The sequence below is a fragment of the Candidatus Pelagibacter sp. genome, assembly GCF_052049835.1.
In the GTDB taxonomy this organism is placed as follows: Bacteria; Pseudomonadota; Alphaproteobacteria; order Pelagibacterales; family Pelagibacteraceae; genus Pelagibacter.
Genome location: NZ_JBNGZF010000003.1, coordinates 37,556 through 56,791, shown reverse-complemented (window position 1 = coordinate 56,791; position 19,236 = coordinate 37,556). Strand labels below are relative to the sequence as shown.

The window sequence follows — 19,236 nt, the reverse complement described above, 5'->3', positions numbered from 1 at the left end:
ATGGAAAATACTTATCAAGATTTAATTACAGATATTCAGAGTAAAAATCCTAAAATCAGTGGAAAACTCGAGGGTGGAAAAAAATTTAAAATTAAATCTGATTTTAAACCTGCAGGTGATCAGCCTGAAGCAATAAAAAAATTAGTTAATGGTGCTAACAAAGAACAATTTAATCAAGTTCTTCTTGGAGTTACGGGATCTGGAAAAACGTTTACTATGGCCAAAGTTATTGAGGCCACCAACAGACCTGCCTTGATATTGGCTCCAAATAAAACACTTGCTGCTCAACTTTATGGTGAAATGAAAACTTTTTTTCCCGATAATGCTGTTGAGTATTTTGTTTCTTACTATGACTATTATACTCCAGAGGCTTATGTGCCAAGATCTGACACATATATAGAAAAAGAAGCCTCTATTAATGAACAAATTGATAGAATGAGGCATTCAGCAACAAGATCTCTATTGGAAAGGGATGACGTGCTAATTGTTGCAAGTGTTTCTTGTATTTACGGTCTTGGATCTGTTGAAGCATATAGCAAAATGACTTTAACACTTCAGAAAAATTATGACTATAACAGAGAAGAAATAATTAAATCATTAGTTGCTCTTCAATACAAACGTAATGATCAAAATTTTTATAGAGGAACTTTTAGAGCAAGAGGAGAATATTTAGAAATTTTTCCATCACATTTGGAAGATAGAGCTTGGAGGTTATGTTTATTCGGTGATAAACTTGAGCAAATAGAAGAATTTGATCCATTAACAGGTGATAAAGTAAGAGAATTAAGCTTAGTAAAGGTTTATGCTAATAGTCACTATATCACACCAAAACCAACAATTGAACAAGCGGTAATCAATATTAAAAAAGAATTAGAAGTTACTTTAAAAAAACACCGAACTGAAAATAAATTGTTAGAGGCCCAAAGATTAGAGGAAAGAACTAAATTTGATCTTGAAATGATTGAGGCAACTGGTTCTTGTGCAGGCATTGAAAACTATTCTAGATTTCTATCTGGAAGAAAGCCTGGAGAGCCTCCTCCTACTCTTTTTGAATACTTCCCTGATAATACTTTAATATTTGTCGATGAGTGTCACGTTACAGTTCCTCAGCTTAATGGAATGTATAAAGGAGATAGATCAAGAAAAAGTACCTTAGCAGAATATGGATTTAGACTTCCTTCATGTATGGATAATCGGCCACTAAAATTTGAGGAATGGGACTTAATGAGAACTCAGACTGTTTTCGTTTCTGCAACGCCTGGTCCATGGGAACTAGAACAAACAAAAGGTAAATTTATTGATCAAGTTATAAGACCAACAGGTTTAATAGATCCACCTGTAGAAATACGTCCAGCAAAAAATCAGGTCGATGATTTAATGCATGAATGTAAACGAGTTATAGAGAATAATCATAGAGTATTAGTAACCACACTAACTAAAAAAATGGCTGAAGATTTAACTGAATATCTTCATGAGAATGGAGTCAAAGTAAGATACCTCCACTCAGATATTGATACACTTGAAAGAATTGAAATCATGCGAGATTTAAGAATGGGTGTATTTGATGTTTTAGTTGGAATTAACTTATTGAGAGAAGGATTGGATATTCCTGAATGTGCATTAGTTGGAATTTTAGATGCTGATAAAGAGGGTTTCTTGAGATCTGAAACTTCATTAATTCAAACAATTGGTAGGGCTGCAAGAAATGTTGATGGTAAAGTAATTTTATATGCTGACAAAGAGACAAAAAGTATAAAAAAAGCAATTGCAGAAACTGATAGAAGAAGAAAAATTCAATTAGCTTATAACAAGAAACACAAAATAGATGCAAAGTCGGTAAAAAAAGATATCAGCGATATTCTAGAAAGTGTCTATGAGAAAGATTACGTCAAAATAAGCGAGGGTTCAAATATTGGTGGAAATCTTAAAAAACATCTCAAAGGCTTAGATAAAAAAATGAAAGAAGCAGCGTCTAATTTAGAATTTGAAGAGGCTGCTAAAATAAGAGATGAAATAAGAAAATTGGAAAGCACTGAATTAGAAATTACATTAAATCCAAAAATAAGGCAGTATGATGTAAAAAATAAGCTTTATCCAAAAGGTAGATCAACTATGGGTATGCCAGGTACAAAAGTTACAAAAAAAAGAGATAAAAAATGGAAGCACGGAAAATAATCATAACTGGTGGAGCAACTCGAATGGGAGCAGCTATTGCAAGAAAATTATCTGGCCCAAATATAGAAATTTTGATCCATTTTAACAAATCGAAATTAAAAGCAGAAAAATTAAAAAAAGAATTATCTAGTAAAGGTACAAAAGTTTACTTGGTCAAAGGTGACCTAAGTAAAGAAAATGATTTAAATAAAATAGTAAAATTTGCAAAATCCAAACTTAAATATTTTGATTGTTTAATTAATAATGCTTCATTATTTGAAAATGACAAATTAGAAAATTTTACAACAGATGGTTGGGGACAACATCTAAGAACTAATTTAAGAACACCAGCATTGTTGTCTAAAGAATTTGCAAAAAATGTTAGAAAAGGAAATAACAATATTATTAATATTATAGATCAAAGAGTATTTAAACTAACTCCATATTTTTTTTCTTATACTATAAGTAAAACAGGTCTTTACACTCTCACAAAAACTAGCGCCATGAGCTTGGCTCCAAATGTAAGAGTAAACGCAATTGCACCTGGCCCCACTATAAAAAATCAAAGACAATCTGAAAAACATTTCAAAAAGCAATATTTGGCAACCCCTTTAAAAAGACAAGTTGATGTCGAGCAAATATGTAATGCTGTTGACTTTTTTATTAAAAATATATCTATTACTGGTCAAGTTTTAGCTATTGATAGTGGTCAGAATCTTAACTGGCAAACACCAGATGTTATGGGCAAAGAATGAAAAAAAATAATTTGAAAATTGTCAAAATAGATAAACATAAAAGCCTATTTAATTATGAGAAAAAAATCCTAATTAATGAATTAATCTTAGATTTAAAACTTGGTTATTACGATTTTGAAAAAGAAAAGCCTCAGAAAGTAAAATTTAGTCTTGAAATAGACTACGAGGACAAAAAACCTTCAAGCGACAAAGATATAAAATCCATTGTTAATTATGGAACTATAGTAAAATTAATTACGAAACTTGTTAAAAAGAAACATTATAATTTCCTAGAAACTTTAGCAGAAGCTGTTTTTGATGAATTATTTAAAGACAAAAGAATCGGTAAAATAATGCTGAAAATTGAAAAATTAGAAATCTTAAAACAATGTTCATCTGTTGGTATTCAAATTACCAAAAAGAGAAGCCATGATAAGCTCTGAAATAGGAAAAGAAGTAATTAAAAAAGAGCTACCTCTAGTACCAAAACTTCCAGGCGTATACAGGATGCTTAATGAAAAGAATGAAATTCTTTATGTAGGTAAAGCCAAAAATTTGACAAATAGATTAAAAAGTTATGTTGCAGAAAAAAATCATATAATTAGAACTGAACGAATGTTATCTCAAACAAGAAAATTAGAGATAACAACTACATCTAACGAAAGTGAAGCATTACTTCTAGAAGCAAATCTAATTAAAAAGCATAAACCAAAATTTAATATCCTATTACGTGATGATAAGTCATTTCCATTTATATTTATTGGTAATAAAGATAAATGGCCTCAAATAAAAAGACATAGAGGAAAAAAAACAAAAGAAGGTTTTTACTTTGGACCATTTGCTTCTGCTGGTTCAGCTAATTGGACAATTAAAATGATACAAAAAATTTTTCATTTAAGAGTTTGTGATGACACCGTTTTCAAAAATAGAGAAAGACCTTGTATTTTATATCAAATAAAAAGATGTTCTGGACCTTGTGTAGGGTATGTAAAAAAAGAGGAATACAATCAAACAGTAGAAGATGCTATTGAATTTGTTTCAGGCAAATCTAGGAAAATTCAAAAAAATCTTTCTAACCAAATGGAAAAGGCAAGTGAGGATCTTGATTTTGAAAAAGCTGTAATTTTAAGAGATAGAATTAAAGCATTAAACATCATTCAATCTTCACAAAGAATTAATGAAGCAAACTTAGTTGAGGCAGATGTTATTGCTGGATATAAAGAATCAGGAAAAACTTGTATTCAAGTATTTTTTTATAGATCAAAACAAAATTGGGGTAATCAAGCTTTTTTTCCAAAACATGATCCAGATGAAAAGTTTAGTGAGATCCTTAATTCTTTTGTTTCTCAATTTTATGAAAATAAAAGTGTTCCTTCCTCGGTTATCCTTTCAGAAGAAATAAAGGAAAAAGGACTAATTGAAAAAACACTGACACAAAAAGAAGGTAAACAAATAAATATTTCGGTTGCGAAAAAAGGCTCAAAACTAAAAGTAATTAATCAAGCAATTAAAAATGCAAAAGATAGTCTTAATAGAAAACTTTATGAAAGTCAGAATAATAAAGAATTATTCGAAGCTGTAGCTAAAAAATTTAATTTAGAAACTAATATAAATTTAATTGAAGTTTATGATAATAGTCATATTCAAGGTACAAATAGTGTTGGCGCTTTAATAGCTTACGGTGATGAAGGGTTTATTAAAAAAAGATATAGAAAATTTAATATTAAACACAAAAAAAATGAGCAAGACGACTATGGAATGATGAGAGAGGTATTAAATAGAAGGTTTAAAAGAGCAGTTCAAGAAAAAGACAACTACCTCGCATTTCCTGATTTGGTTCTAGTAGATGGGGGAAAAGGTCAATATTCAGTTGCTAGAGAAAGTCTTAATGAGTTGGGGCTTCACGACATTCCAATTATTGCAATAGCAAAAGGTAAATTTAGAAATAGTGGAAATGAAACTTTTTTTCACAATGGCAAAGAATATAAATTCACCAGAAATGACCCTACCCTATTTTTTCTTCAAAGAATAAGAGATGAATCACATAGATTTGCCATAAGCGCTCACAGAGCGAAACGAAAAAAAGGTATCAGCAAATCTCTATTAGATCAAATAGAGGGTATTGGGGCTATAAGAAAAAGAGCTTTATTGAACCATTTTGGATCTGCAAGATCGGTTGAGTCCGCTAGCTTGGATGAAATAAAATCTGTAGAAGGTGTTGAAGAAAAAGTAGCAAAAAAGATATATAACTTTTTTCACGAATAATTATGCTAAAAAAAATTCCAAACATATTAACGATAGGGCGAATAATAATTGTTCCCTTTTTTGTTTTAGCTTTTTATCTTCCAGGATTTTATGGTGATCTTACTGCTTTAATATTATTTATTGTTGCGTCATTTACAGACTTTTTAGATGGTATGTTGGCCAGAGTGTTTGGGGTAGAGTCAAAACTGGGTGAATTATTAGATCCTATAGCTGATAAAATTATTGTTGCTACAGCATTAATACTTCTAGTTATGGATGGAACGATCAGAAATTATGAAGTAATTGCAGCAATAATAATACTCACAAGAGAAATTTTAATTTCAGGTTTGAGAGAGTTTTTAGCAAAGGGAAAAATAAAACTTCCCGTTTCAAACCTTGCTAAGCTTAAAACAGTATTACAAATGGTATCGATAGCTCTATTATTATCTGGAGATACAGGAAATAAAATAATTAATTTCCAAGATTATAACGCTCAAACAATAGGTATAATTCTTTTGTGGTTATCAGCTGCTTTAACACTTTTTACTGCATATGATTATATGCGTAAAGGTATTGATCATGCTATGTCTGAAGACGGTAAAGACTAGGCTGCTTTTTTCTTCCTCACTAATCCTTGATAACTTTTATTTAAATCAATAATAGTATCACAAACTTTAAATTGATTTTCAGCAATGCATGATACAGGTGTTACTTCTGCTGCTGTTCCAGTTAAAAAACATCCAACAAAATTAGGTAATTCAATTGGACTTATTTTTCTTTCATGTACTATTATATTTTTCGATTTTGCAATTCCAATTACAGTTCTTCTTGTAATACCATCTAAAAAAGAGTCTGGTATTGGAGTGTGAATTTCCCCATTTTTATCTTTGAAAAAAATATTAGCTCCAGTTGCTTCAGCAATATTCCCTTCGTGATCAAGCATTAAAGAGTCTGTATATCCTTGCTTTTCTGCCTCATGTTTTGAAAGAGTACAAATCATGTAAAGACCTGACGCCTTCGTATCCCATGGGATTGTGTTTGGCGCTGGTCTTCTCCAATTTGAAATATTTAATCTAATTCCTTCTACTTTAAGTTTAGGATCAAAATATGATCCCCATTCCCATGTTGCTATAGCAACATGTATTTTTGTTTGTTGCGCAGAAATAGCCATCATCTCACTACCCCTCCAAGCAACAGGTCTTACATAACCATTTTCTACTTTTTGAGTTGCTATAATTTTATTTGATGCATTATTGATTTCTTCTTCTGTATATGGAATTTCAAAACCCATTCTTCTTGCAGAATGAAAAAATCTGGCTGTGTGCTCTTCTAATTTAAAAATTGAACCATCATAAACTCTCTCACCCTCAAATACACAACTAGCGTAGTGCATACCATGGCTTAAAACATGTAGTTTAACGTCAGCCCAATCAACTAATTCGTTGTTGTACCATATTTTTCCAGATCGCTTGTCATAAGGTATCATGTGTGAAAATTTTTTTAATTTATAAATGAAAAATATCTTTGTATCTTTAATATGTCAATATAACTTACCTATTATGAAAGAACTTTTATATTTAAAAGATGACCAGCTTAAAGATCTAATTGAAAAACTATTCGTAAGCTATAGAGAAACCTTTTCTGACTCTAAAAAAATATTAGATAGATATTCAATTGGTTTAGCGCACCATAAAGTAATTCATTTACTGTCAATGTATGAGGGGATCTCAATTTCTGAGCTGCTTAAGAGATTAAAAGTCACAAAACAAAGCTTAAATCGTGTTCTCAAAGATTTGATTGCACTTGAAATCGTTATTTTTAAAAAAGATGACCAAGATACTAGAGTAAAGCATGTTTTTCTTAATGATAAAGGTAAAAAAATTTTTAATGAAATTTTCAATTTACAAAAAAAGAGAATTTATAATGCTTTGCTAAATTCAAGTTCTGAAGAAGTTATAAATTTTGATAATGTACTAAGTAAAATAATTAATGGATAAGTTTATTGCGCATATACTAGTAGTTGATGATGATGATGGAATTAGATCTCTCGTAAAAAAGTATTTAAATGAAAATAAATTCCTAGTCACTACTGCAGAAAGTGCAGAAAATGCTTTGGAGAAAATAAAAATAATAAAGTTTGATTTAATAGTTTTAGATATCATGATGCCAGGTAAAAGTGGACTTGAATTTTTAGAAGAAAATAAAAAAAAATTAGATACGCCAGTTATACTTCTAACAGCTAAAGGAGAGGCAAGTGAAAGGGTTGAAGGTTTAGAAATTGGTGCTGATGATTATTTGCCGAAACCATTTGAACCAAAAGAATTAATTTTAAGAATACAAAACATATTAAATAAAACTATTAAAACAGATCAGAAAAGGGTTATAGAATTTGCAAATGTGAAAATTGATTTGAATAAACTTTTAATATTTAAAAGTGATAAAGAATTTAAGATTAATGCAACCGAAAAAACGATTTTAGAAAAAATGATTAATAACCCAGGCAAAACATTTTCTAGGGAAGATATTGGTCAATTAATTAATCTAGATAAAGAGAGATCAATAGATGTTATAATTACTCGGCTTAGAAAAAAAATTGAGATTGATCCAAAAAATCCAAAATTTTTACAGACAATAAGAGGTGCAGGATATGTTCTCTGGATTGAGTAATTACTTAAAAAAAATATTACCAAAAAGATTATTTTATAGAGCGCTTCTCATAGTTGCTATTCCTGTTTTGGTTTTGCAACTAGTAATTACAATTGTTTTTTTTGATAGCCTTTGGATCAAAACAAATAAAGGTATGACAAGAACCTTGGTAAATGAAATTAGTACATTTATTGAAGCCTATGGAAGTGAGCAAGAAAATAAACAAGAGTTGGTAGATCTCTTTTCCATATTTTTAGATTTAAATATTGAGTTCACCAATAACGAAAAATTGCAAAATACTGATACTGAAAGATGGTTTAGTCCTATAGATAGAACTTTAAGAAGAGAACTAAAATCTAAATTTGGATTAGATAAATACTGGTTTGATACAACAAGTTATAAAGAATTAATTGATTTAAGAATTAAATACGAAGATGGTTATTTTAAATTTTTAGTGCCTAAAGATAGAGTTGCAAGTTCTTCAGCAAGAATATTTGCACTTTGGATCACAGTACCTGCAATTATAATGGTAATTATTTCTCTAATATTTTTAAAAAATCAAACTAGACCCATCACTAACCTAGCTCGTGCAGCTGAAAGGTTTGGTAAAGGAGAAAATATTGAAGAGTTCAAACCTTCTGGAGCCCTTGAAATAAGACAAGCAGGACATGAATTTGATAAAATGAGAAAGAGAATTGAAAGACACATAAATCAAAGAACAGAAATGTTATCTGGAATAAGTCATGATTTAAGAACACCTTTAACAAGGATGAAACTACAATTAGCTTTTATAAAAGATAAAGAAACTGTTAATAAATTGACTGAAGACATCAATGAAATGGAGAAAATGCTAAATGAATATTTGCAATTCACCAGCTCATCATATGTTGAAAAAGATGAAATGTTTAATCTATCTGAATTAATTTCAGAAGTTATTGAAAAATATAATAATGAAAATATTTCACAAAACTTGACACCAAGAATTTACTTTAATGGCAGGAAAAATTTAATTAATAGATGTGTAAATAATTTAATTGATAATGCACTGAAATATGGAAATAAAGTTGAAATTAGCTTAAATAAAAAAAATACAAACTTATACATTATTATTGATGATGATGGTCCTGGAATACCAAAAAAAGAGTATGAGAATGTATTTAAACCTTTCTATAAAATAGATAAGGGTCGGGCAGAATCTAAATCAAGTGTTGGTCTTGGCTTATCAATTTCATCAGATATTATCAAATCTCATGGAGGAAATATAATGTTAGAAAAATCAAAAATGGATGGTTTAAGAGTTAAGATTTTCTTGCCTGTTTAACTTTTTTACTTTTTTTTTTCTTAAGTTTATTTATCATATTTTCAAGATTCTCAACACGTTTTGAGAGTACTTCAAACTCATCTTTGCTTGTAAGTTTCATTTTAAATACAAACTCATCTCTTTTAGATTTTAAAATATTAAATAATTCAGTCGTTAAGTCTTTTGAAGATACTAGTCCCTGCTCTATTAATTTAGCAAACTTATCAATTATAAATTTAGAATTTTTCATATTTAAGATATACAATATAAGTATTATTAAAAATGTTCATTAATAATTTTGACCCAGTAGCCTTAGAAATATTTTCTTTAGAAATCAGGTGGTATTCTTTAGCTTATATATTTGGAATTATATTAGGCTGGATTCTTGCTAAAAAATTATTTATCCAAGACATAGAAGTTAAAAATAAATTTGATGATTATTTAACTTATTTAATCATAGGTATAATTTTAGGGGGAAGACTTGGTTATATTTTAATTTATAATTTAAGTTTTTATATAAATAATCCATTAGATATATTTAAAATTTGGCAAGGAGGAATGTCCTTCCATGGTGGTTTAATTGGAGTTATTTTCGCATCTATATTTTTTGGAAAAAAAAATAATCAAAACCCATTCTTATATTTGGATATTGTCGCTTTAGTAGCTCCAGTGGGGTTATTTTTTGGACGAATAGCAAACTTTATAAATTCAGAGTTATATGGAACTATAACTAATGTACCCTGGGCAGTAACATTTGTTCAGATAGATAATCTTCCTAGGCATCCCTCGCAATTATATGAAGCACTATTAGAGGGTTTATTTTTATTTTTATTATTAATTTATTTTAAAAACAAATTTTCAAATAAACCTGGTGTAATTTCAGGATTATTTTTAATAATTTACTCAATCTTCAGATTTATTGTTGAATTTTATAGAGTACCAGACGAACAGCTAGGTTTTATATTTTTAAACTTAACGATGGGACAAGTAGTAAGTTTAATATTTATATTATCAGGGGTAATCTTATTTTATTTAAAATATGAAACTCGCTAAAATAAATAATTTACCATTAGATCAATTTATAAATTTTGCTCTTTACGATAAGGATAAAGGTTTTTATATGAAAAAGAATCCTTTTGGTGAAGATGGAGATTTTATTACTGCTCCCAATATCACAAGATTATTTTCAGAGATTATTGCAATTTGGATAATTACTTTTTGGAAAAGTTTAGGCTCTCCAAAAAAATTTAATTTGCTAGAGCTGGGAGCTGGAAATGGCGAAATGATGAAAGTCATTGATGAGACACTTATAAATTTTCCCAAATGTTACAATGCCTGTAGTTTTATAATTCATGAAAAAAGTGATTTTTTAATAAATCAACAAAAAAAAAATTTAAATTTTAAAAAATTTTCATGGTTAAAAAATATTGAAAAAATAAACTCCAACCCAACAATTTTTTTAGCTAATGAATTCTTTGATGCCGTACCAATCAAACAATTTTTTAAAAAAAAAGATGGTTGGTTTGAAAGATACGTGTTTATGAATGATGCAAAAAAAGCTGAATTTAAGGAAGAAAAAATAGATATAGAAAAAATTGAAAAATATCTAAATTTTGAAATATCAAAAAATCAGAACATAATAGAATATTCACCAGACACTTTTAAATATTTAAGAACAATTTGCGACCTTGTGCAAAAAAATGATGGAGGAATGTTAATAATTGATTATGGTTACGCAGACAGCAAAATGCATGAAACCCTTCAGGCTGTAAATAACCATAAATATTCTAACATTTTAGAAAATATTGGAGACTCTGATATTACTTACAATATAAACTTTCATTCTTTTGAGAAATTTATAAGTCAGTTTAAGGAAATTAATTCAATTTTTACAAATCAAAAAAAATTTTTAACAAGTATGGGTATTATTCAAAGAGCAGAAATAATCAGCAAAAATATAGCATTTTCTAAAAAAGCAGATTTATTTTATAGGGTAAGACGTTTGATAGATGACAAACAGATGGGTGAATTATTCAAAGTCATGCTTATAAAAAATAAGAAAAATAATTTTAGAACAGGTTTTCAAAATTGATAAAATCAAAAAAACTCTCAAAAATTAAAACTATTAAACATGGTTTTTTTAATAAAACTGGCGGTAAATCAAAAAAAATTTATAAAAGTTTAAACTGTGGTCCTGGTTCTAAAGACAATCCGTCAGATGTTAAAAAAAATTTAAAAATAGTTATAAAAAAAATAAAAAGCACCGCTAAAAGTATTTTTTTACTTCATCAAATACATAGTAATAAATTTGTTTATATTGATGAAAAAAACTCACTTAAATCAAAACCAAAAGCAGATGCAGTAATTACAAATCAAAAAAACATGCCAATTGGCGTTTTAACTGCTGATTGTGTACCAATTTTAATCTGTGATGAAAAAACAAAATTAGTTGCAGCAATTCATGCGGGGTGGAAAGGTGCATACAAAGATATAATTAGCAAAGTAATCCAATTTATGATCAAAAAAGGATCTAATCCTAAAAATATTACTGCAGCTATCGGACCTGCTATCTCGGCTAAAAATTATGAAGTAAAAGCAGATTTTAAAAGAAAATTTATAAAAAAGGATAAAAAAAATAATAAATTTTTTAGAATTAAGTACAAAAAGCTTTATTTTGATTTACCTAAATATGTAAAATCATGTCTTTTAAAGAATAAAATAAAAAATATTGAGTCTTTAAATATTGATACATTTGATATTAATAATAATTTTTTTAGTGCAAGAAGAGCGTTAAGGCTAAATCATGATGATTATGGTAGAAATATTTCAATAATTATGCTTTATTAAGCTTTTTTAATGAAATTATTATCCGGAAATAGCAACAAACCATTAAGCAAGAGTATTGCTAAATATCTAAAATCTAAATTAGTAAACTCTAGTATTAGAAATTTTTCTGATGGAGAAATCTATGTGGAAATAAATGAAAATATTAGAGGTAATAGTATTTTTTTAATTCAATCTGTTTCATCTCCTGCAAATGATAACCTAATGGAATTACTACTATGTATTGATGCACTTAAGAGATCGTCAGCAAAAAATATTACTGCTGTTATTCCATACTTTGGTTATGCTAGACAAGATAGAAAAGTAGCACCAAGAACCTCAATTTCAGCAAAACTTGTCTCAAATCTAATTACTAAAGCAGGAGCAGATAGAGTTGTTACTGTTGATTTGCATGCAGGACAAATTCAAGGATTTTTTGATATCCCAGTAGATAACTTGTTCGCAACACCTATTTTTGCAAGACATGTAAAAAAAAAGATAAAAAGTAAAAATCTAATTTGTGTTGCACCAGATGTTGGTGGTACTGAGAGAGCTAGAGCACTAGGAAAGATTTTAAATGTTGGACTAGCAATTGTAGATAAAAGAAGACCAAAGCCAGGTCAATCTCAAGTAATGAATATTATTGGAGATGTTAAAGGAAAAACTTGTATTCTTGTTGACGATATAATCGATTCAGGTGGTACAATTGTAAACGCAGCTAAGGCTCTTAAAGATCGAGGTGCCAAAGAAGTTTATGTTTACATTACTCACGGTGTACTTAGTGGAGAAGCTGTAAATAAAATTAAAAAATCAGTAATTAAAAATTTAGTAATAACTGATACAATTGATAACATGAACAGAGTTAAAGGTGCTAAAAACATTGAAGTTCTGTCAATTTCAGGTCTTATGGGTGAAGCAATTAAAAGAATATCTAATTCAACTTCAGTATCAGATTTATTCAAATAAATACCTTGAGTTATTAAGGAACTTGAGCTAAAAACCTTTGTTTTTATGAATTCATTAGACGCTAACATCAGAACTACAAAAACTAAAGGTGAGCTTAATTCGCTGAGGAGTAACGGTAATGTGCCCGCGATAATTTATGGCGGTGAAGCTCAAAACGAAAAGATTTCAATATCTAAAAAGGTACTTAAATTACTAATTGAAAATGAAAATTTTTTATCAAGCATCATAACTTTAAATGTTGATGGCAAACCTCAAAAAGCTCTTCCAAGAGAAATAAAATATGACATTATTTCAGATGAACCAATTCATGTAGACTTTCTAAGAATAGTAGCAGGAATAAAAGTTAGAATTGAAGTTCCAGTAAAATTTTTGAATCATGAAAAATCTCCTGGTTTGAAAAGAGGTGGGGTTTTAAACATTGTAAGAAGAAAAGTTGAGCTAAAATGTCCAAGTGAAAAAATTCCTGAAAATCTTGTAATAGATCTTGATGGAGTTGATATTGGAGAGAGTTTTAAAATTTCTTCTATAAATCTTGACAGTGATGTTACTCCTACAATTCAAGGAAGAGATTTCGTAATTGCAACTCTAGCAGCTCCGACTGTTATGAAAGAACCTGAGAAACCTGCAGAAGCTGAGGCGGCTGAGGGAGAAGGTGCTGAAGGAGCAGAAGCAGCAGCAGCTGAGAGTGGAGATAAGGCAGCAGCTGAAGGTGATAAAAAAGAAGGTGAAGATAAAAAACCCGCTGAAGAAAAAAAATAAGTTAATTTAAATTGAATTTTATCCTCCAATATTAATATTTTATGCTTCTACTTGTAGGATTAGGCAATCCAACCCCAGACAGTGAAAACAATAGACACAATATTGGTTTCAAGATTATAGATGCAATAAATAAAAAATTTGGACTTTCAAAACAAAAACCAAAATTCAAAGGACTTCTTACAACTGGTACTGTGGGAGACCAAAAAGTTTATGCAATTAAACCCTTAACATTTATGAATAATTCTGGAATTTGTATTAGAGAATTAATTGAATATTTCAAAATAGATGCTGAGGATGTTATCGTATTTCATGACGATCTAGATGTAGAATTTGGAAAAATAAAAGCAAAATTTGGTGGCTCTGATGCAGGACATAACGGAATTGCATCGATAGATAAATTTATCGGTAAAGATTATTCAAGAGTGCGAATAGGAATTGGTAAACCAAAAGATAAAATGGAAGTTAGTGATTTTGTTCTTCAAAATTTTGATGAGGAAGAAATGCTTGGATTGGAAGAAATTACCAATAACATCACAGACTCTATTTCAATACTTATAGACAAAAAATTAGATTTATTCTCTAGCAGTGTAAATAATAAATAATGAGTTTTAAATGTGGAATTGTTGGTTTACCTAATGTGGGTAAATCTACACTCTTCAATGCTCTAACAAACTCAAGCAAAGCCCAAGCTGCAAATTTTCCATTTTGTACGATAGATCCCAATGTGGGAGTAGTACCTGTTCCAGATGAAAGATTGAATAAATTATCAGAAGTTTCAAAATCAAAAAAAACAATAAATACAACTATTTCATTTGTGGATATAGCTGGTCTTGTTAAAGGTGCATCTAAAGGCGAAGGATTAGGCAATAAATTTCTGTCCCACATAAGGGAAGTTGATGCAGTTATTCATATGATTAGATGCTTTGACTCAGACGATATTCAAAATGTTAATCCTGACGTTGACCCTATAAGAGATCTTGAGATCATTGAAACTGAGATGATGCTAGCTGACCTAGAATCAATACAAAAAAGACTTGAAAAAAATAATAAAAAAAATTTGGACGAAGACCAGCTAAAGATTTTAGAGATTGCATCAGACTGCATTAATAATGATAAAGATATATCAATATTAAGTTCTCAATTTGATACAAAACAACTTAATCAAAGTGGTCTTTTATCAATAAAACCAAAGATCTATGTTTGTAATGTAGATGAACAAAGCGTACAGAATGGAAATAAATATACTAAAGACTTTATCGAAAAATTTGGAAAAGATAACACTCTGATTGTTTCTGCAGACATAGAAAACCAAATAAATGAATTAGCAGAAGATGAAAAAAAAAATTATATGGATATGATTGGTTTAAAAGATACAGGTTTAAGTATGTTAATTCAAAAGGGGTATAAAATATTAGAACTTGATACATATTTTACCTCTGGACCTGAAGAAACAAGAGCGTGGACAATACAAAAAAATTGTACTGCACCTAAAGCTGCAGGAGAAATTCATACAGATTTTGAAAAAGGTTTCATTAGAGCTGAAACTATATCTTATGAGGATTTTGTAGCCAATAATGGATGGGTAAATTCTAAGGCTAACGGAAAAATGAGATTAGAGGGTAAAGACTATATTGTTAAAGATGGAGATGTATTAAACTTCAGATTCAACACGTGACCAGATTCTTTTCATACTAAAATAAACTAAAACAGTTAAAATAATTAAATAAACAATCGCTTTAAAGCCCATTTGATGTCGAGATTCTAAATGAGGTTCAGCTGACCACATTAAGAAAGTCGTTACATCTTTTGACATCTGTTCTACTGTTGCATTTGTTCCGTCACCATACTCTACTAATCCATCTGATAATGGAGCAGCCATTCTAATTTTATTACCATACATATATTTGTTGTAATAAACTCCGTCATCTAAAGATACGTTGCTAGGAGCTTCTTCATATCCTTGTAATAAAGAATATATGTAATCAACTCCACCACCTCGAGCTTTAACCAAAACAGACATATCTGGAGGGTATGCACCACCATTTGCCGCTTGGGCAGCTTTTACATTGTCATATGGCATTACAAATTTATCAGATAATTTACCTGGTCTTGTAAACATTTCACCATCTGAATTTGGACCATCAGTTACTTCAAATGAAGCTGCTATAGCTTTAGCTTGAGCCTCAGAAAATTCTGGCCCTCCTGGCTCTGCTAAATTTCTATAACTTAAATACTTCATCGAGTGACATGAAGCACATACTTCAGTATAAACTTGATAACCTCTTTGAAGAGAAGCTCTATCAAATTTTCCAAATATACCCTTAAAACTCCAATCAGTTTTTAGATATTCTGCTTTTTCAGCAGCAAAAGAATATGAATTTGATGTAATAATAAAGATTATGATAGAAAATAATTTAAATAAACTTTTCACCTTATTCTATTTTACTTTCTTTATTTCTGGCGGCAGCTAGATTTGGTGAACCACCTAGAACAGGTTCGGTAATACTTAGAGGCACTGGTAAAGTTTTTTCTTTAAACCCTAAAACAGGAAGAATAACTAAAAAATGTAAAAAGTAATACGCTGTTGCAACTCGTGCTATCAACAAGTAAAGTCCTTCAGCTGGCATCGCGCCCACATAGCCAAGTATCAAAACATCTGCAACTAATATCCAGTAAAATTGTTTATATAAAGGTCTAAATACTGCTGATCTTATTTTTGAAGTATCTAACCAAGGTAAAACTGCTAATATTAATATTGCAGATAACATAGCCACAACTCCTAGTAATTTATCAGGAACTGATCTTAATATTGCATAAAAAGGTAAGAGATACCATTCAGGAACAATGTGTGCGGGTGTTACCATTGGGTTTGCCTCGATATAATTATCCGCGTGACCTAAAATATTTGGTGCGTAGAATACAAAGAAAGCAAACACAATCATGAACATTAATAAAGCAAAACCATCTTTAATTACTATGTAAGGATGGAAAGGTACAGTGTCTTTAGAAGGTTTTTTTATATCTATTCCAACTGGATTGTTGTTACCAGGAACATGTAAAGCCCATATATGTAAAACAACTAATCCTAAAATTAAAAATGGAATTAAATAATGCAAAGTAAAAAATCTAGTTAACGTAGGGTTGTCGACTGAATAACCTCCCCACAACCAAGTGACAATACCCTCTCCAACTAATGGAATAGCACTAAATAAATTTGTGATTACAGTTGCTCCCCAAAAGCTCATTTGTCCCCAAGGCAATACATAGCCCATAAATGCAGCCGCCATCATTAATAAATAAATTATTATTCCTAAAATCCATATTATTTCTCTTGGAGATTTATAAGAACCATAGAATAATGATCTAAATATATGAATATAGACCGCTAGGAAAAACATTGAAGCACCGTTTGCATGAATATATCTGATTAACCATCCATAGTTAACATCACGCATGATATGCTCTACACTTTCAAAAGCCATATCAGCATGAGCAATATAATGCATTGCAAGAGTTAATCCGGTAACAATTTGAGTGATTAAACAAAAAGTTAAAATTCCACCAAATGTCCACCAATAGTTCAAATTTTTAGGTGTTGGGTAATCTGTTAAATGATTTGCAAGAGTTAATAGTGGCAATCGATCATTAAACCATTGTCCTACTTTCGATTTTGGTCTGTAATCATGGTCACTCATTTTTCTTTATCCAATTTTAATTGTATTTGCATTAACGAATTCGTATTTAGGCACTTCCATATTCCAAGGTGCTGGTCCTTTTCTAATTCTTCCAGAAGTATCATAATGAGATCCATGACATGGACAGAACCACCCATTATAATCACCTTTATCATTTAGAGGTACACATCCAAGGTGTGTACATACACCTAACATAACAAGCCACTCAGGGTTTTTTGCTCTATCTTCATCTTTTTCTGGATGAATTAAATCCTCCATCTTTACGGCTCTTGCCTCATTAATTTCTTCTTGAGTTCTTCTTCTTATAAAGACTGGTTTACCTCTCCATAAAACAGTCAATGTATTTCCAGGTGTTAATGAACTTACATCAACCTCTGTACTAGCTAATGCTTTAACAGAAGCATCTGGATTCATCTGATCTATCATTGGCCACACTACTGCAGCAGCACCAACAGCTCCTACCGCTGTAGTAGCTGTAAATAAAAAATCTCTTCTTTTTGTTTTTTTTTCAGACACTTTTAGTAGCTTTAATTATTATCTCTTTTTGATTTAAAATAGTTAATATACGAATTCATATAATATAAAATAATTATTTTACTACTGAAAGAATGACACAGAATTCACCAATTTTAGGACCCAAAATAGCTTTGTATGAGCCTGATATCCCTCAGAATACTGCTGCAATCATAAGAACTTGTGCTTGTTTGGGTGCTAAACTAGAAATAATTGAACCATGTGGCTTTCTATTATCAGACAAACGTTTTAAAAGAGTGGTTATGGACTATATGGACTATAGTCAAATAGAGTTCTATCAAAGTTCGGAAAAATTTTTTAAGGCAAAGAAGAAACAAAGAATCGTATTGATGACAACTAAGGGTTCAATAAATTATACTAAATTTAAATTTAAGCCTGATGATACTATTTTGTTTGGAAGAGAAAGTGCTGGGGTACCCGAAAAGGTTCATAAAATTATTAAAAATCGTTTAAAAATACCAATGAATAACCAAGTAAGGTCTCTTAATATTGCATCCTCTGTTGCCATTGTTTTGGCAGAAAGTTTGCGTCAAATAGAATTGATATAAAATGGATATTTCAATTAAAAAAGACTTAGCGAGTAATTGGTTTAAGCTATTACAAAATGCAATATGTGATGACATTTTAAAAATTGAAAAATATAAAGTAAATTTTCAATCAACTTCTTGGAATAGAAGCAGTAAAAAAGATGAGGGTGGTGGTGAATACAGAATACTTAAAAATGGAAAAATTTTTGAAAAGGTAGGAGTAAATTTTTCAAAAGTTTATGGAAAATTTCCAAAGCAATTTCAAGAGAATATACCGGGCGCAAGTAAAGATCCTAGATTTTGGGCATCAGGAATATCAATAGTTATGCACATGCAAAATCCCCATATTCCTGCAATGCATTTTAATACCAGATTTATTTGTACAACAAAGAATTGGTTTGGTGGAGGTATGGATGTAACCCCAGCAATAAAAGATGAAAAAGAAAAGAAAAACTTTCATAAAATATTAAAGGCAATGTGCGATAGACATAATAAAAATTATTATAAAAAATATAAAAAGTGGTGTGATGAATATTTTTATTTACCTCACAGAGAAGAAGCCAGAGGAATAGGTGGAATATTTTTTGACTATAAAAATGATAATTTTGAAAATGACTTTAAATTTGTCAGAGATGTTGGTGTTACATTTCAAATGCTATTTAATGAAATAATTAAAAAAAAATTAAAAAGAAAATGGACTTTAAAAGATAAAGAGTTTCAGTATATTAAAAGAGGTCGATACACAGAATTTAATTTACTCTATGATAGAGGAACAAAATTTGGGCTACAAACTGGTGGTAATGTTGAAGGAATTTTGATGTCATTACCTCCGGTTGCAAAATGGAAATAAAAAA

22 protein-coding genes are annotated in these 19,236 nt (G+C 29.8%); 17 read left to right on the top strand and 5 right to left on the bottom strand.

What is annotated here, in order from left to right; genetic code table 11:
- The 5 genes from uvrB to pgsA are packed head-to-tail and all read left to right on the top strand — an operon-like array spanning position 1 to position 5,740.
- On the top strand, positions 1 to 2,175 hold the full coding sequence (gene uvrB, locus ACTT9R_RS03470; protein ID WP_440926665.1) for an excinuclease ABC subunit UvrB: 2,175 nt from the start codon (positions 1 to 3) through the stop codon (positions 2,173 to 2,175).
- Entirely contained in the window at positions 2,157 to 2,909 is a 753-nt protein-coding gene (locus tag ACTT9R_RS03465) for an SDR family oxidoreductase (protein ID WP_440926664.1), read from the top strand. Before uvrB ends, ACTT9R_RS03465 begins: the two co-directional genes overlap by 19 nt.
- On the top strand, positions 2,906 to 3,331 hold the full coding sequence (locus ACTT9R_RS03460; protein WP_440926663.1) for a dihydroneopterin aldolase: 426 nt from the start codon (positions 2,906 to 2,908) through the stop codon (positions 3,329 to 3,331). Before ACTT9R_RS03465 ends, ACTT9R_RS03460 begins: the two co-directional genes overlap by 4 nt.
- Positions 3,318 to 5,153, top strand: coding sequence for an excinuclease ABC subunit UvrC (uvrC, locus tag ACTT9R_RS03455; RefSeq protein ID WP_440926662.1), 1,836 nt, complete (start codon positions 3,318 to 3,320; stop codon positions 5,151 to 5,153). Before ACTT9R_RS03460 ends, uvrC begins: the two co-directional genes overlap by 14 nt.
- Before the next feature lie 2 nt (positions 5,154 to 5,155).
- Complete coding sequence (pgsA, locus tag ACTT9R_RS03450) at positions 5,156 to 5,740, top strand: CDP-diacylglycerol--glycerol-3-phosphate 3-phosphatidyltransferase (protein ID WP_440926661.1); 585 nt, start codon at positions 5,156 to 5,158, stop codon at positions 5,738 to 5,740.
- On the opposite strand, the gene ACTT9R_RS03445 is transcribed toward pgsA, so the two are convergent.
- Entirely contained in the window at positions 5,737 to 6,618 is an 882-nt protein-coding gene (locus ACTT9R_RS03445) for a branched-chain amino acid aminotransferase (protein WP_440926660.1), read from the bottom strand. The two genes, pgsA and ACTT9R_RS03445, sit on opposite strands and share 4 nt — an antisense overlap.
- Before the next feature lie 73 nt (positions 6,619 to 6,691).
- Between ACTT9R_RS03445 and ACTT9R_RS03440 the strand changes: the two genes are divergently transcribed.
- From ACTT9R_RS03440 to ACTT9R_RS03430, 3 genes are read left to right on the top strand one after another with little or no spacing between them, the layout of a single operon-like run.
- Positions 6,692 to 7,129 carry a MarR family winged helix-turn-helix transcriptional regulator gene (locus ACTT9R_RS03440; protein WP_440926659.1) on the top strand — a complete coding sequence of 146 codons (438 nt, stop codon included), beginning with the start codon at positions 6,692 to 6,694 and terminating at the stop codon, positions 7,127 to 7,129.
- The gene (locus tag ACTT9R_RS03435; RefSeq protein ID WP_440926658.1) at positions 7,122 to 7,799 is read left to right on the top strand and encodes a response regulator; all 678 of its coding nucleotides are present in this window, start codon (positions 7,122 to 7,124) and stop codon (positions 7,797 to 7,799) included. The genes ACTT9R_RS03440 and ACTT9R_RS03435 overlap by 8 nt, the downstream gene beginning before the upstream one ends.
- Positions 7,780 to 9,099, top strand: coding sequence for an ATP-binding protein (locus tag ACTT9R_RS03430; RefSeq protein ID WP_440926657.1), 1,320 nt, complete (start codon positions 7,780 to 7,782; stop codon positions 9,097 to 9,099). Before ACTT9R_RS03435 ends, ACTT9R_RS03430 begins: the two co-directional genes overlap by 20 nt.
- On the opposite strand, the gene ACTT9R_RS03425 is transcribed toward ACTT9R_RS03430, so the two are convergent.
- Positions 9,077 to 9,328 (bottom strand): hypothetical protein, encoded by a 252-nt coding sequence (locus ACTT9R_RS03425; RefSeq protein ID WP_440926656.1) that lies wholly within the window; start codon positions 9,326 to 9,328, stop codon positions 9,077 to 9,079. The genes ACTT9R_RS03430 and ACTT9R_RS03425 overlap by 23 nt on opposite strands.
- Positions 9,329 to 9,360: 32 nt before the next feature.
- Between ACTT9R_RS03425 and lgt the strand changes: the two genes are divergently transcribed.
- Genes lgt through ychF form a run of 7 tightly spaced genes read left to right on the top strand, consistent with a single transcriptional unit; the run spans position 9,361 to position 15,301 of the window.
- On the top strand, positions 9,361 to 10,131 hold the full coding sequence (lgt, locus tag ACTT9R_RS03420; RefSeq protein WP_440926655.1) for a prolipoprotein diacylglyceryl transferase: 771 nt from the start codon (positions 9,361 to 9,363) through the stop codon (positions 10,129 to 10,131).
- Positions 10,118 to 11,170: an SAM-dependent methyltransferase gene (locus ACTT9R_RS03415; protein WP_440926654.1), complete on the top strand. Its 1,053-nt coding sequence runs from the start codon at positions 10,118 to 10,120 to the stop codon at positions 11,168 to 11,170. The genes lgt and ACTT9R_RS03415 overlap by 14 nt, the downstream gene beginning before the upstream one ends.
- Positions 11,167 to 11,925: a peptidoglycan editing factor PgeF gene (gene pgeF, locus ACTT9R_RS03410; RefSeq protein ID WP_440926653.1), complete on the top strand. Its 759-nt coding sequence runs from the start codon at positions 11,167 to 11,169 to the stop codon at positions 11,923 to 11,925. The genes ACTT9R_RS03415 and pgeF overlap by 4 nt, the downstream gene beginning before the upstream one ends.
- A gap of 9 nt (positions 11,926 to 11,934) precedes the next feature.
- Positions 11,935 to 12,867: a ribose-phosphate pyrophosphokinase gene (locus tag ACTT9R_RS03405; protein WP_440908289.1), complete on the top strand. Its 933-nt coding sequence runs from the start codon at positions 11,935 to 11,937 to the stop codon at positions 12,865 to 12,867.
- 45 nt (positions 12,868 to 12,912) lie between these two features.
- Positions 12,913 to 13,626: a 50S ribosomal protein L25/general stress protein Ctc gene (locus tag ACTT9R_RS03400; protein ID WP_440926652.1), complete on the top strand. Its 714-nt coding sequence runs from the start codon at positions 12,913 to 12,915 to the stop codon at positions 13,624 to 13,626.
- Positions 13,627 to 13,667: 41 nt separating this feature from the next.
- On the top strand, positions 13,668 to 14,228 hold the full coding sequence (pth, locus tag ACTT9R_RS03395) for an aminoacyl-tRNA hydrolase (RefSeq protein ID WP_440926651.1): 561 nt from the start codon (positions 13,668 to 13,670) through the stop codon (positions 14,226 to 14,228).
- On the top strand, positions 14,228 to 15,301 hold the full coding sequence (gene ychF / locus ACTT9R_RS03390) for a redox-regulated ATPase YchF (RefSeq protein ID WP_440926650.1): 1,074 nt from the start codon (positions 14,228 to 14,230) through the stop codon (positions 15,299 to 15,301). Before pth ends, ychF begins: the two co-directional genes overlap by 1 nt.
- Here the strand turns inward: ychF and ACTT9R_RS03385 are convergent.
- Genes ACTT9R_RS03385 through petA form a run of 3 tightly spaced genes read right to left on the bottom strand, consistent with a single transcriptional unit; the run spans position 15,278 to position 17,837 of the window.
- Complete coding sequence (locus ACTT9R_RS03385) at positions 15,278 to 16,030, bottom strand: cytochrome c1 (RefSeq protein WP_440926705.1); 753 nt, start codon at positions 16,028 to 16,030, stop codon at positions 15,278 to 15,280. The two genes, ychF and ACTT9R_RS03385, sit on opposite strands and share 24 nt — an antisense overlap.
- Positions 16,031 to 16,058: 28 nt before the next feature.
- Entirely contained in the window at positions 16,059 to 17,321 is a 1,263-nt protein-coding gene (locus ACTT9R_RS03380; RefSeq protein WP_075485340.1) for a cytochrome b, read from the bottom strand.
- A gap of 6 nt (positions 17,322 to 17,327) precedes the next feature.
- Positions 17,328 to 17,837, bottom strand: coding sequence for a ubiquinol-cytochrome c reductase iron-sulfur subunit (gene petA / locus ACTT9R_RS03375; protein WP_440926649.1), 510 nt, complete (start codon positions 17,835 to 17,837; stop codon positions 17,328 to 17,330).
- Between the two features lie 92 nt (positions 17,838 to 17,929).
- Here petA and ACTT9R_RS03370 point away from each other — a divergent pair, with 92 nt between their 5' ends.
- Both ACTT9R_RS03370 and hemF read left to right on the top strand, forming a co-directional pair.
- Entirely contained in the window at positions 17,930 to 18,403 is a 474-nt protein-coding gene (locus ACTT9R_RS03370; protein WP_440926648.1) for a tRNA (cytidine(34)-2'-O)-methyltransferase, read from the top strand.
- Between the two features lies 1 nt (position 18,404).
- On the top strand, positions 18,405 to 19,232 hold the full coding sequence (gene hemF / locus ACTT9R_RS03365; protein WP_440926647.1) for an oxygen-dependent coproporphyrinogen oxidase: 828 nt from the start codon (positions 18,405 to 18,407) through the stop codon (positions 19,230 to 19,232).
- Positions 19,233 to 19,236: the final 4 nt, after the last annotated feature.

Coding starts and splice junctions, on each gene's coding strand:
- uvrB (WP_440926665.1), top strand. CDS start 1: ATGGAAAATACTTATCAAGATTTAATTACAGATATTCAGAGTAAAAAT.
- ACTT9R_RS03465 (WP_440926664.1), top strand. CDS start 2,157: ATGGAAGCACGGAAAATAATCATAACTGGTGGAGCAACTCGAATGGGA.
- ACTT9R_RS03460 (WP_440926663.1), top strand. CDS start 2,906: ATGAAAAAAAATAATTTGAAAATTGTCAAAATAGATAAACATAAAAGC.
- uvrC (WP_440926662.1), top strand. CDS start 3,318: ATGATAAGCTCTGAAATAGGAAAAGAAGTAATTAAAAAAGAGCTACCT.
- pgsA (WP_440926661.1), top strand. CDS start 5,156: ATGCTAAAAAAAATTCCAAACATATTAACGATAGGGCGAATAATAATT.
- ACTT9R_RS03445 (WP_440926660.1), bottom strand. CDS start 6,618: ATGATACCTTATGACAAGCGATCTGGAAAAATATGGTACAACAACGAA.
- ACTT9R_RS03440 (WP_440926659.1), top strand. CDS start 6,692: ATGAAAGAACTTTTATATTTAAAAGATGACCAGCTTAAAGATCTAATT.
- ACTT9R_RS03435 (WP_440926658.1), top strand. CDS start 7,122: ATGGATAAGTTTATTGCGCATATACTAGTAGTTGATGATGATGATGGA.
- ACTT9R_RS03430 (WP_440926657.1), top strand. CDS start 7,780: ATGTTCTCTGGATTGAGTAATTACTTAAAAAAAATATTACCAAAAAGA.
- ACTT9R_RS03425 (WP_440926656.1), bottom strand. CDS start 9,328: ATGAAAAATTCTAAATTTATAATTGATAAGTTTGCTAAATTAATAGAG.
- lgt (WP_440926655.1), top strand. CDS start 9,361: ATGTTCATTAATAATTTTGACCCAGTAGCCTTAGAAATATTTTCTTTA.
- ACTT9R_RS03415 (WP_440926654.1), top strand. CDS start 10,118: ATGAAACTCGCTAAAATAAATAATTTACCATTAGATCAATTTATAAAT.
- ACTT9R_RS03405 (WP_440908289.1), top strand. CDS start 11,935: ATGAAATTATTATCCGGAAATAGCAACAAACCATTAAGCAAGAGTATT.
- ACTT9R_RS03400 (WP_440926652.1), top strand. CDS start 12,913: ATGAATTCATTAGACGCTAACATCAGAACTACAAAAACTAAAGGTGAG.
- pth (WP_440926651.1), top strand. CDS start 13,668: ATGCTTCTACTTGTAGGATTAGGCAATCCAACCCCAGACAGTGAAAAC.
- ychF (WP_440926650.1), top strand. CDS start 14,228: ATGAGTTTTAAATGTGGAATTGTTGGTTTACCTAATGTGGGTAAATCT.
- ACTT9R_RS03380 (WP_075485340.1), bottom strand. CDS start 17,321: ATGAGTGACCATGATTACAGACCAAAATCGAAAGTAGGACAATGGTTT.
- ACTT9R_RS03370 (WP_440926648.1), top strand. CDS start 17,930: ATGACACAGAATTCACCAATTTTAGGACCCAAAATAGCTTTGTATGAG.
- hemF (WP_440926647.1), top strand. CDS start 18,405: ATGGATATTTCAATTAAAAAAGACTTAGCGAGTAATTGGTTTAAGCTA.